The organism is Echinicola soli, from assembly GCF_006575665.1.
Classification (GTDB): domain Bacteria; phylum Bacteroidota; class Bacteroidia; order Cytophagales; family Cyclobacteriaceae; genus Echinicola; species Echinicola soli.
The window spans coordinates 2,845,816-2,858,888 of sequence record NZ_CP041253.1 but is presented as its reverse complement, the minus strand read 5'-3'; the positions used below and the strand labels follow the sequence as shown (position 1 = coordinate 2,858,888).

Below are 13,073 nucleotides of genomic sequence, written 5' to 3'. Positions count from 1 at the left end.
TTGCAATTTACAGCAACAAACCCTTTTCGCCAATTACCAATTGGGATTTTGCTCCAAATTAGGATTGATTTCTATTTCATTTACCGGGATGGCCCATAGGTAATCCCTTTCCGGGTCAAATTGGCGCTCTTCCACACGAACATGCTCACCAAAATCACCACGGCTCTCATCAAAATCATTGAAGATTCCCAATGCCGTTCCCGGCATTACCTCTTCTGCGATCTCCCATCTTCTGATATCAAATAATCGGTGTTCTTCCAGCGCAAATTCCACCCTTCTCTCTCTCATGATCACCTCCATCAGTGCATCCTGCGAAGGAGCGGTGGATGATGTCACAGCAGACATCTCTACACCTACACGTCCCCTGATCTCGTTGATGGCATCATAAACAGACTGATCGATCTCTCCCAACTGTGTCTTTGCTTCCGCATAGATCAGCAAGACTTCTGCATATCGGATCAATACTTCATCATTGTAGGAGTTGCTGTCCCAGTTACCTTCAATATCAGCAGGCACACCTTTTCTATAATAGTAACCGGAATAGGATGCATTGTTTTGTCCCAAACGGTCAATGGAGTTGGGTTGGGTGACATCGATGGTAACACCATTGACTACAGTACCTGGTAGGATGATTGTCATTCCCAATCGTGGATCCCGATTCTCATAAGGATTTTCAGCATCATAGAGTGGAGATTCATCAATAGGCAAACCATCGGTACATTCGTAGGTCTCCACCAAACTGTTCAGCGGTATCACTTGCCCCCATCCGCCCAATGAAGGCGCTCCCAGCCACGTGGCACTGGCGGTAGGATAAGTGTTTTTGATATATTGCGCAGCCAAGATAATTTCAGGGCTGTCAGTGTTGGTGCCGTCAAAAAGACTCAGATAGTCCTCATCAATGGTATAATTCAGCTCCATCACCGCTGTAGCAGCTTGTGCCGCTTCAGCCCATCGCTCAGCATACAGCAGTGTCCTGGCTTCCAAAGCCAAGGCTGCTCCCTTGGTTACCCTGCCCACATCATCTCCGGAATAGCTTTCCGGCAAAACTTCACTGGCTGCTTCCAATTCCTGCACGATAAAATCCACCACTTCTTCCTTAGGGGTTCTGGAAACGTTGAACTCCTCAATGGGCTGGATATAAGTCACCAAAGGCACGTCGCCAAAATACCCTACCAATTGCTGATAAGCATAGGCACGGATGACCTTGGCTTCTGCTTTAAGCCGTTCTCGCAAATCCTCGTCCATCGATGGAATCTCATCGATATTGTCCAGGACGTTATTGGCTGCAGCAATAGTATTGTAATGCTGGGTCCAGAAGTGGCTGAAATAACTCTGGCTACTGGTAGCACTGCCATTGCCCACAAACTGAACATCCGCGGGCCAATTACTCCAAGAGTAGCTATCATCTGTGGCAGCAGAAAGGAAAATCCTGTACCAGCTGTCGCCGAGATATCTATAGCAGTTGTTCACTGCCTTTACCCCATCATCCGGGGTCGCCCAATAATTCCCACTGGACACCTCATCCAATGGCTGTCTGTCCAAGAAGTCACTACATGAAGTACCTAGTAGCAACGTGGCAAATAATAATGCTGTTATGTATATTTTCATAGGTCTCTACTGCTTAAAATTCAACACTTAAACCGACGGTATAGGTCTTCACCTGCGGATAATAACGGTTATCATTCGGTGCTTCCGGATCAATGTCACTGGCCAGTCCTGATAGTGTAAATAGGTTTTGCCCGGTCACAAAAAGTCTTGCCCTGGAAATCTTGGCTGCATCAAGAAAGCTTGAAGGCAGATTATAGTTCAGTTGCAGGGTTTTCAGTCGCACATAAGCACCGCTCTCTACCCAGTAGCTGGAGGATTGATAATTCCTCTCCGAAGTGGTAAGCCTAGGGAAGGATGCACCTGTATTTTCAGGTGTCCAACTGTCCAAATGATCAGGACGGAAGTTCCCATCTGTACTGGTCGGCGCGCGCATCAGCACCAGTGTGTTGATGTCCACTTTGGCTACGCCCTGGAAGAAGGCTGTCAAACTAAACTGCTTGTAATTTGCGCTGAGGTTCAGGCCATAGGTATACCTTGGGATATCACTTCCCAAATACACCCTGTCATCGGCATTGACCACACCATCTCCATTTACATCTCGGTAATTCAGGTCTCCGGCTGCGGGAGAACCTGGCTGGGAAGGATTATTGGCCACTTCATCGGCAGACTGGAAGATCCCGTCAGCAATATAACCGTAAAAAGCCCCAAGGGGATATCCTACACGGTAAGCGGTGGTGATATCGTTATTGTCTGTAGTGAGGTAATCGGCATCACCAAAATAAGTCACCTCATTCTTTACATCAGCGATATTGGCACCGATGTCAAAGGTAAAGTCATTTCCTGCTTGGCCATGGTAGTTGGCAGTAAACTCCCAGCCTTTGTTTCGCATGCTCCCCACATTCTGAGAAGGAGCAGGAAGGCCTACGGTGCCTGGAATGGGGAGAGTGTACAGAATATCTTCCGTGTTTTTTACATAATAGTCAAAGGTAAAATCGAACTTCCCTTCCAAGATGGACAGGTCAAATCCCACATCGGCCATCTTGGTAGTCTCCCAGCTCAAGATATCATTGGGATACCTGGACAAACCGGCTGTTGGATACAGCTGTCTATCTGCTCCAAAAGGATAACTGTTTAGGTTGTAACTGGTCTGGTAAGGATAATTGCCCCCGATATTGTCATTTCCCAGCACCCCCCAAGAACCTCTTAGCTTCAGGTCATCGATAAAGGAAATATCTTTCATAAAAGACTCCTGAGAAATCCTCCAGCCGACAGAAAATGAAGGGAACACGCCCCACTTCTGCCCATTGGCAAAACGGCTGGAGCCATCACGGCGGATATTGGCTTCCAATAAATATTTGTCCTTAAACGCGTAATTTACCCGGCCAAAGAAGGAAAGTAAAGCATACTCATCCGCTGTACCGGAAGTTTCCTGACCGCTCTCGGCTCCGGCATCGATCTGTTCCAAATCTCCAGTGGCCAGGTTTACGCGGTAACCGCTCAAGATATCATTGGTCTGGGTCAAACTGGAAATACCGCCCAGGACGTGAAGACTATGGTCCTCTCCAAAGTTTTTGGTATAATTGACCAACCCTTGGAAGTTCCGGAACCAATAATCGGTAGATTGCTTGGTAATCTCGTTACGGCCAATGGTCACTGTAGAGCCTTCCGGTGGAAAATAGTCCAGCCCCTTATCATGAAGACTGGTATAATCCGAACGGTAGTTAATGGATGCCTTTCCAGTCAGCTTTAACCCTTCAATGATTTCATAATCTGCCTGAAAATTACCGGTAAATAAGTTTTCCTTATAACCATAAATCCCCCCTTCTTCTTGTAGTCTTAGTGGATTTTGGCCTCCACGGATCACTGCCCATTCGCCATTGGCATATCGATCAGGGGTGATGGGATTGATAATGGCCGCTTGTCCAAACTGGTACCAGGCCGAACCGGAAACTCCTTGCGGTTCTTCCCGGTCAGAGATATTAGCGGAGATGTCCGCATTGAAGTTTACTTTCTCGGAAACTTTGATATCGGTGTTCAAACGCACCGTCAATCGGTCAAAGTTCATGTTTTCAATCAACCCTTGTTGGTCAAAATAATTGGTAGAAAAACGATAATTGACATTTTCGCTCCCACCGGAAATCGCCAAACTATGGCTTTGCTGAAAGCCTGATCCCGTCAGCACCTTGTCCAACCAGTAATTATCAGGATAAGCCAATCGATCCCTGTTGGGGTCATTGTATGCAGCAATTTGATCATCCGAGTAAATAGCACCTGCTCCCGAATTGGTGTACATGGTATTAGCCAATCTCATAAAATCCTGCGCCCCGACAAACTCGCTCATCCGTGTAGGCTCTTGGACACCAAAATAATTATTGTAGTTAACCTTTGGCTTGCCGTCTTTTCCTCTTTTGGTCGTAATCAGCACCACTCCATTGGCGGCACGTACACCGTAAATAGAGGCCGCTGCCGCATCCTTTAGAACTGAAATGGACGCTATATCATTGGCATCCACATCATTGATGTCATACTGGACACCATCCACCAGCACCAAGGGGTCATTACTGCTCAAGGTGCCAATACCACGAATACGTATGGTTCCTTGATCTGCACCAGGCTGGCCGCTTCTTTGGGTTACGGTCAAGCCCGGAGCCACACCTTGAAGTGCTGAGGACACTTGCCCCACAGGCTTCCTCGACACCTCTTCACTGTCCACTGCCGATACTGCACCGGTAAGATTCACCTTTTTCTGGGTACCATAACCTACCACTACCACCTCATCTAGAGCGGTTTCATCAGCAGCCATGGTGATATCGATTTTGGTTTGGCCTGTATAGGGGACTTCCTGGCTGGCAAAACCAACAAACGAAAAGACGATCACATCACCCTCGTTTACATTGATTTCATACTTCCCATCCAAATTGGTCACCGTACCATTGGTCGTACCTTTTACCAAAACCGTAGCTCCGGGAAGAGGGTAGCCGGTATCATCCAGCACAGTACCTGTCACTTTATCCTCACGCACCACTTCCAATACTGCTGGTTGCTCCGGAGAATTTTTCTTGACACTAATGCGATTGTTTACCTGTTTGAAAGAAAGCCCATTTTCTGCTGCCAACTGATAGAGGGCTTCTTCCAGGGTTTTATTGCCTACCTGAAGGCTTACGTTTCCGACAGCCGCTTCCAGCTGGTCATCATAGACGAAAACGAATTCTGACTGTTCCTCTACGTGGCGAAACACACTTGATAGGGGTTCATTTTCCACTTGAAGGCTCACTATGACCTTCTGCATGTCCAATGATCCCTGGGCTTTTGTAGGCATGGCATGCAGCAGGTTCAAAAACAGCAGCTGCAGCACAAATCCATACAAATAGTATTTTCCGATCATAATAAGACCATGTAATATATTTTTCATAAATTGAATTGTTTTAGGTACATAAATGGTTTGCTTAAAACATTGAGGATGAGTAGTCGTCCGCCAAAACACTATTCATCCCACCGAGCCAATGGAGGTTTCCTTCATTGGCTCTTATCGTAACAATCAAATTTTTGTCATTGGCATCTTTTTAGGGTTATTGAAAATCTATCGTTACTTTTTTCTGATCTATCTCGTGAGAGAACCGGAGACTATACCCAATACTGGTGAGCACATTGTCCAAATGGTCATTATCAAATCTGCCCGAGACCAGCGGCTGTGTTTCACCAGGGAGATGGTGAACAGCAATATCCACCGCATACCAACGCTCGAGTGTCTCTATTACCTCGCTAAAAGGAGTCCTATTAAAATACAGGATCCCGTCCTTCCACAGAAATGCAATGGAAGGATCAAACTGTCGCTTTTCCAGAACATTATCTGCTGTCATAAAAGCTTCTTCGCCAGGGACAAGCCTAAGCCGACCATCCTTTTCTTTGCTTTGCTGATTTATCTCCACGACCCCTGTAGCCAGTTTGATTGACGGGTACGAATCCTCAAATGCCGTAATACTGAAAGAGGTACCCAGGGCAGTGGTGGTTATTGCTCCCGTAATCACCTTGAATGGTTTGTTTGTGTCCTTTTTCACCTCAAAAAATGCCTCTCCTGCCAAGTGCAATCCCCTATCCATCTTTCCGAAATCCTGACGATAACGAATGGTACTGGAAGCATTTAAGACCACTTTACTCCCATCTGGAAGGTGTACAATGGATTTTTGGCCTGCATGATTAACCCTAACGACCCATTCAGGTTCTTGCGCTACTTTAGTGGGGATGCTTGCCTGCTGGCCAAACCACGCCACTGCGCCTACTCCTAGCAATAAAATTGCCACCACGGCCACTTTAGTCCAAGTAAAGCTGCTCATCCTTTTCGGAGAAATGGTTTGCTTGGGTCGAGTGGATGGGGCGTTGATTCTTGTCAGAACGGCCTTTTTAGTGCTTGCCTTTCCTTTTTTGTCCCAGCCCATCTGATCTCGTGACAGCTCCAATATCACCGTCCTTGCCATTTCGACTTCTGGTTTCATCTCTGGATGATCTGCCAGAAAAGCCTCCCACTTCTGACGGTACACACTACCTTCATGCATTACCCAGTCTCGAAAGGTGTGATCTTCTAAAAAATCAGCGATATCTTGATATTTTTTCCCCAACAGCTTTTGTGCTTTATTTATATAGAGGGCTAAAAAATTACGATCTCACTGTTTTCATAAAAAAAAAATAATGTTTTTTTAACCTTGACTTTTGCACGGGAGCTATTGATAGATAATGCTACTCATGTGTAGCGCCCAAACACGCTGTGTCATAGTGATTTGATCTCTTCAACTTGACGATGGTCACTAAACCTCTAATTTTGGACCATGCAATATTTCTGGGGGATGAGAGATTTATAGGTGACTTTGGTAAATTTCGCTTTAATTTAGTAATAGGAATGCGTGCTCCAGCATAAAAAAATCAGCGCAAATCTTATTGATCTGCCCCATCTGCGTGCTATCGGAACCAACCCTAAGCCCCTCACCTTTTTCACTTGACCCCTAATTTCCTCAATCTCTTTTCCAAAAAAGCAACAGCAGTATAAGACTGGGGATATTCACGATGCCATTGGTTACAAAATATTCCTTTAGGGATTTTAACCCCTTTAAGACCACATTATAAAGATAAGGCACTTTTACATCCATTAATGAAGAAATCTCCTCGTAGCTGAGTCCTTCAATATACCTCAAGTAAATAGCTTCTCGCTGTCGCTTGGTGAGTACCTTGAGGGATTCACGGACATGTCTGTCCGAATCGATGGACATCTGACGCTGGATGAGCAATTCCTGAATGGACACTTCCCATGAGGACTCTTCCGAAAAATTGTCCAGCCCCTGGCGAATATATTTTGTACCCTGCAACCTGTGCATCATTTCTCTCCTGAAGATGCGAAAAAGGTAAAATTTAATGGAACGGTTGATGGTTAGCTGCTGTCGCTTTTCCCACAATATAACGAAGACATCCTGGATCACATCTTCTATCAAACGTTTATCATTACAGAACTTATGACCATAGCCAAAAAGGGCATTGGCAGATTTTTCATACAAATGCGAAAAGGCAAGCTGATCCCCCGAAGCGATGGATTCCCAAAGTTCCCGGTCTGACCAAACATTAAAATTCTTGCTTACCCCCATCGAACAAATTACTCCAATACGAAATTTCCTTCCAGCCGGATATCCCCGGATGAACGCCCGACCAATACCTGAAAGTTCCCTGGCTCCACTAACCAGCTCTTTTCCTGCCCCATAACTTGCAGATCCTCTTCATTCAAGGTAAACTGGATTTCCCTTGACTCCCCGGCCGGAACCATTACCTTTTCAAACCCTCTCAATGCCATAAGTGGTCTTACCGTGCTGCTTGCCAAATCCTTTACATACAATTGCACCACTTCCTCGCCATCGACATTACTGATGTTTTTTACTTCAAAATGCACTGCTACCTCAGGAGATCGGGCATTTCCAGATGCAGCGATTTTCAGGTGAGCATATTCAAAATCCGCATAGCTCAAGCCATGGCCAAATGCATATAATGGTTCAGCACTTCCTTCCACATAATCATGTCGCTTGGGATTTCTATAATTATAAAACACTGGCAATTGCCCAACGGACCTTGGCACTGAAATGGTCAACCTTCCAGAGGGATTGTAATCCCCAAAAAGCACATCAGCAATGGCGCTTCCGCCCTCTTGGCCTGGATACCAAGCATCCAGAATAGCGGGAACATTATCAGCAGCCCAGTTTAGATTGAGTGGGCGGCCTTTGATCAATACCAGCACCACAGGAGTGCCTGTTTTTTGTACAGCTTCCAAAAGCTTAAGCTGGTCTCCCAGCAAATCCAAGGTCATACGGTCAAACCCTTCTCCGCTCTCCATATCGCTGATCAACTCCCCTTCTGCTGCTTCATTCACCTTGGCCGCAGCCGTTTCTTCATATTCCGTGTCAAAGTCCCTCGCACTCGATCCACCCAGAACCACTACGGCCACATCAGACTGCGCCGCCAGCGAAGCTGCTTCAGCTATTTGGCTTTGGGTGGTATCACGAATAGCGCAGCCTTTGATATAATTGACCTGAACATCCTTACTTACCTTTGCCTGAATCCCCTCCAATACGGTTACCACATTTTCATCCGGCTGGGGAGCAGTATAGTCTCCCAGCTGGTTGTAAGTATTATTTGCATTAGGACCTATCACGGCTATGCTTTTCAGGGATTTACTTAGGGGCAAAACATGGTCCTTGTTCTTTAAGAGTACCACACCCTCACGTGACACCTTTCTGGCCAGGGCCACATGATTACGGGAACGCACTTGCTTGGCCGCTTTAGCAGGATCGACATAGGGATTTTCAAACAGCCCCATATCAAATTTCATCTTCAACACTCTTTTTACCGCTACATCCAAAACTTCTTGTGAAACCTCTCCGGATTTTACTGCTTCCAATAAATACTTATCAAAACCATAACCGCCCAAATCCGAGTCCACCCCGGCATTGATCGCTAGACTGGCGGCCTCCTCTGAGGTAGCCGCTACATGGTGACTGCCTTTAAGACCACTGATACTTCCCAAATCAGAAACCACAAAACCATCAAACCCCCACTCATCTCTTAAAACATGATTTAATAAATACCCATTCGAAGTACAGGGAATGCCATCGATGGAATTATATGCGGTCATTACTGATAGAGCTCCTGCTTCTACAGCCGCTTTGAACGGAGGCAAATAACTCTCGTGCAATTCACGTTGGCCTACACTCACACTGGTGCCATTATGCCCTCCTTCAGGCACGCCGTAGGCTGTAAAATGCTTCAGCGTGGAAATCACATTTTTGCCGGAAGCTATATCTTCTCCCTGGAATCCCCTCACCATAGCGATCCCCATTTGGCTATTGACATATGGATCTTCCCCATAGGTTTCTTCCACCCGTGACCACCTTGGCTCCCTGGCCAGGTCCAGCACCGGGCCATAACCAATATGTCCGCCTTGCAGCCTTGCCTCTAACGCAATTGCCGCAGCCATCTCTTGGATCAAATCTGGGTTCCACGTACTAGCCTGTCCAATGGAAGTAGGAAAAACAGTAGTCCCAATGGCCATGTGCCCATGGGGACATTCTTCGGCCAACATCATGGGAATGCCCAAGCGCGTATGCTCCATTACATAACGCTGCATCGCATTGGTTGCCTCAGCGGCTTGTTTGGGATTCAATCCAGTCGTCAAGGTCTTTTGTGTCCAGGGATCAGCGCGTAAAGTAGCCCACAGCATGCCGATATGCCGTTGCTGAACCGCTTCTTCGAAGGCCTTACTGACGGCTACATGTTCTCCCTCTTTTTCGTACATCTTCCATCCGAGTAAGGTAGAAAGCTGTCCCACTTTTTCCTCCAGTGTCATCCTGCCTAGCAAGTCTTCCACGCGTTGTGCCGTGGGGGCGGCTGACTGCTTATACAGCGGTGTGCCTTTATTATCCTGTCCAAAAGCACAAAAGATTGCTCCCAGCCATAAAAACAGCAAGACCTGGGATTTCTTAAACGATGACATGCTAAAAGATCTAAACATAAATAATGGTGATTTAATTATTTGCAGGGGGGTGACTTGATAACGAGCGTTCTATTTAGTTATTTTTTTAAAAAAGTAAAACCATAAAATTAAAAATATTAACACAACTCAAACAAACACAGCTAAACGAAAATTGACTAGCACCAATACAAAGTATTCAAAAGATCATTATTTAATATCCCAATGATACATCATCTCGCTAAAACGATTAATTAACCTAAACACAACAACACGCTCGGTGAATATGGGATCAGGCAATATCTCCTTGGAGCCATGACAAGATGCTAAGGTGTGTCATATCCTAAATTTAGTTAACGCTTTTTGGTTATCATTTTCCTTCCTGACCATCCAGCCTAATCTCCCTTTACCAGCCTATCGATATCAATGATTTTCCCACGTTCATACATTTCCAAAAGTTCCACTTTAGTAAGTTTTTCTACTCCCTGGAAATAAGCCGTATCTCCCATTTCCTTTAGTTTCCCCATTGCTGTGACTTTATCAGTCTCGTAAGCATGCCTTTGCAGGGAAGCCGTATTACCGTGTACATCCACCACCTTGAAAAGCGTGTATTGGTTTGGAGACAATTTCACTTCATATACATCCCCTTTTTGTGGATTTTGGATAAAAGCCGCTTCCTGCTTGCTATCCTGGGCTCCCATAATCCCGGCAAAGATCATCAATCCGGCCACGATGACCAGTCCCGCAAAACTCCAGAAAGGTGTTCTGAATTGGGCTTTGGCTTCTTGATATTCCTGGCGGAGGGTTTCGGGCATTTCTCCTTTCCGTAACGTATATTTACAGTGTTGACATTCACATACCCCGGTTTTGCCTACGGGGAAAACCGGTATCCAAAAAACATCAAAATAACGTTGATAAATGTGCAGGATCATTTGATGGTTTGTTCCACAGTGGGAACATGTACCGCTGACTCTCTTTGCGCCTAAATGGGAAGTGCCTGTTCCGAAAATAATCATAGCTGTTATAAGGTTAGTTTATAAAGCCAAAATTAAAACAGGAATCTTTTATTAAGGTAAAAATCCCCGTCACAAATCGACTACAGGGCAGGCATTAGAGCATCTACAATGCACCTACAATACTGATTTTTCTCCTAATTCTCTGATAAACCGATCGAGGTTTTCCTCCTTTTCAAGTTTCAGTTTCTGTTTGATCCTATAATGTGCCATTCGAATACTTTTGGGTGCTACATTCAGCTTAGAAGCTACCTCCTTATTGGTCAATCCCATTAATATATAGGCGCAGTATTTCAAATCGAGCCGGGTCAATTTGTTTTCTGCTTTTTGCTGAAGTCCGGCAATAAACTCAGGCCGTATTTCAGCAAATTCCACCTTAATTTCGTCATAGCCTTTGTCTATTTGATGATTTTCCGAAATCAAGCGGTTGATTTGCCGGTGTAGCGGATCATTACCGTCCAGGGTATTGAGCTTTTCACGGAGATTTTGAAGGAGAGCATTTTTTTCTTCCACTTGCAAAGTACCGGCAAGGAGTTCCTTCTCAAGTCTGTCCAAACGTTCCTGCATTAACTCGCGTTCTGTCTGTAATCTGGCGGTCTCCTCGGCCTTAAGGCTGGCCTGAAGCTCCGCTTCGTGTTTTTGGCCAGTAAGCAGCAGTTGCCGTTGTTGGGAAGTTTTCAGCCTGAAATGATAAGAGCGGAACAAGAAAAACAAAGCGATTGCCCCGGCAATGATCAGCAAAATATAAAAGCGGTTCAGCTGTTTGGTAAAGGCAGCTTCCTGCATAGCTGCCGAAAGGGCCAGTTCCCGTTTTTCTGATTGGAACTGGGCTTCGAGTTTTTGCGTAATGGCAAGTTTTTCCTCATCAAACAAGGCTTTGTCAAACTGCACATATTGTTTGTAATAGTCCAGCGCTTGCTTATGGTTTCCTTTTTTTTCAGCCACCCTGGCCAGAGCATTGCTGATACGGGACTTGATCAATGTACCGCTCTTGGGACTGGCCGATATCTCTCTCAATGCCATCTGCAAAAGGTTATCAGCCCGCCCATAATCACCTTCCCTCAGGGCAAATTCACTTAATATCCCATAACTGTTTCCTATGATTTCAGGATGATTGGTTGCTTTCCCGATAGAAAGGGCCCTTTTGAGGTAAACTTTGGCGCTGTCTTGATAAGAGGCCGGATAAAATTCCAAATAGAGATTCGCCATATTCAAGGCGGCAATTCCCCCGGTGCTCTTTACGACAAGGCGCTGCTGAAGGGAATCCGTCAGCTTGATGACCAGTTTATTGAAATATGCGGAAGAATCCAGCAGTTCTTTCCTGGACTGATCTTTTCGAAAGCGGTTGAGCGTACTGCTTCCCATGCTAAGGTAAGCATTGGTAATGGCGTCCGGATCATTGCTTTTCAGGGCAGCATTCAGACAAAGCCGGGTATAATACAGCTGCTTTTCCGGCTTCTTCCAATGGGCATATATTGCGGCTAGAAAGTGGTAAATATTGCTTTGGTAAACATAGGTATCCTCCCCCTCCAACAAACGAAGCGCCTCCAGCATACTTTGATAAGCTTTATCTGTATTTTCCACGATATATTCCAACCAGCCTCTCCGGTGCATGATACGGCCTTTTATGGCTTTATCCGTCGTACGGTCGACATACCATTCGGCACTGTCCAAAGCCTGAAAAGCAAGTCTGAGGCTGTCTTGTTGGGCATACAGATAACTTAAGGTCGACTGGACCAACGCACCGTACTTCCCGTCTTCTTCCCTATGGCTGAGCTGCTGTGCTTCTCTGGTAATCTCCAGCGCCTCATCCAATTCGTTTTGGGCTATCAAAATCCGGGACAACTGCTCCATGGCTTCTATACGATCTCCATTTGCAACTCCGGAGCTGACCATGATTGCTTTCAATGAGTCGATTTTTACAGATTGGGCCTGCATACCTTCTGACCAAAGCAACACCGTAAAAAAGATAAAAAAACTGGTGAATATTATTCTTTTCATGTAATAAAGATAGGACAATTCATCACTTATAACCAAAAACAAGGTTTTAGTAGACGCTTTGTAGACGCTTATCATACACCATGTAGTCGCGGTATATGTGCGTAAAAATTGCTTCCACTTGCTTCCCCCTCTACCTTTGCTTCAGAAGTTATTAATCAATCAAAAACCTTAAAATCATTTCTTTATGAATGCTAAAACTATCTCAATCGTATCGTACATTACCATTATCGGATGGATCGTCGCTTATTTTCAACATAAGGGAACTACCGAAAAAAGCAAACTGGCTTCCTATCATCTTGAACAGGGTTTAGGGGTGTTCATTTTTGCCGTTATCCTAAATATTGCACTTGGAATCATCATTAGCGTAGTCCCTTCCCTGGGCGGCATCCTTTCCTTTGTGGGAATAGTCCCACTTGTTTTACTCATCTTTGGCATTATCGCCGCTGCCAATGAAGCCCGTAACCCGGTACCTTTGATTGGAAAATTTTTTGAAGGCAAGTTTAATTTTTAAG

At 45.4% G+C, this 13,073-nt stretch carries 8 protein-coding genes; 1 reads left to right on the top strand and 7 read right to left on the bottom strand.

Translation table 11 applies throughout. The annotated features are described in order from the left end of the window. Window positions 1-33 precede the first annotated feature (33 nt). The 7 genes from FKX85_RS11455 to FKX85_RS11425 form a co-directional block, all read right to left on the bottom strand. On the bottom strand, window positions 34-1,608 hold the full coding sequence (locus FKX85_RS11455) for a RagB/SusD family nutrient uptake outer membrane protein (protein WP_141614861.1): 1,575 nt from the start codon (window positions 1,606-1,608) through the stop codon (window positions 34-36). Between the two features lie 13 nt (window positions 1,609-1,621). Then, complete coding sequence (locus FKX85_RS11450; protein ID WP_210416843.1) at window positions 1,622-4,960, bottom strand: TonB-dependent receptor; 3,339 nt, start codon at window positions 4,958-4,960, stop codon at window positions 1,622-1,624. Window positions 4,961-5,117: 157 nt separating this feature from the next. Continuing rightward, window positions 5,118-6,164 carry a FecR family protein gene (locus tag FKX85_RS11445; protein WP_141614860.1) on the bottom strand — a complete coding sequence of 349 codons (1,047 nt, stop codon included), beginning with the start codon at window positions 6,162-6,164 and terminating at the stop codon, window positions 5,118-5,120. 390 nt (window positions 6,165-6,554) lie between these two features. Next, a complete protein-coding gene (locus FKX85_RS11440; RefSeq protein WP_141614859.1) occupies window positions 6,555-7,178 on the bottom strand; it encodes an RNA polymerase sigma factor in 624 nt (207 codons plus the stop codon). An 8-nt stretch (window positions 7,179-7,186) separates the two neighbouring features. Further along, complete coding sequence (locus tag FKX85_RS11435; protein WP_210416842.1) at window positions 7,187-9,589, bottom strand: glycoside hydrolase family 3 N-terminal domain-containing protein; 2,403 nt, start codon at window positions 9,587-9,589, stop codon at window positions 7,187-7,189. Between the two features lie 353 nt (window positions 9,590-9,942). Continuing rightward, window positions 9,943-10,563: a zinc-ribbon domain-containing protein gene (locus tag FKX85_RS11430; protein ID WP_141614858.1), complete on the bottom strand. Its 621-nt coding sequence runs from the start codon at window positions 10,561-10,563 to the stop codon at window positions 9,943-9,945. 114 nt (window positions 10,564-10,677) lie between these two features. Next, window positions 10,678-12,561: a transcriptional regulator gene (locus FKX85_RS11425; protein ID WP_168196249.1), complete on the bottom strand. Its 1,884-nt coding sequence runs from the start codon at window positions 12,559-12,561 to the stop codon at window positions 10,678-10,680. Window positions 12,562-12,745: 184 nt separating this feature from the next. On the opposite strand from FKX85_RS11425, the gene FKX85_RS11420 reads away from it, so the two are divergent. After that, window positions 12,746-13,072, top strand: a complete 327-nt coding sequence (locus FKX85_RS11420; protein ID WP_141614856.1) for a DUF4870 domain-containing protein — start codon at window positions 12,746-12,748, stop codon at window positions 13,070-13,072. The last annotated feature ends 1 nt before the right edge of the window (window position 13,073 follow it).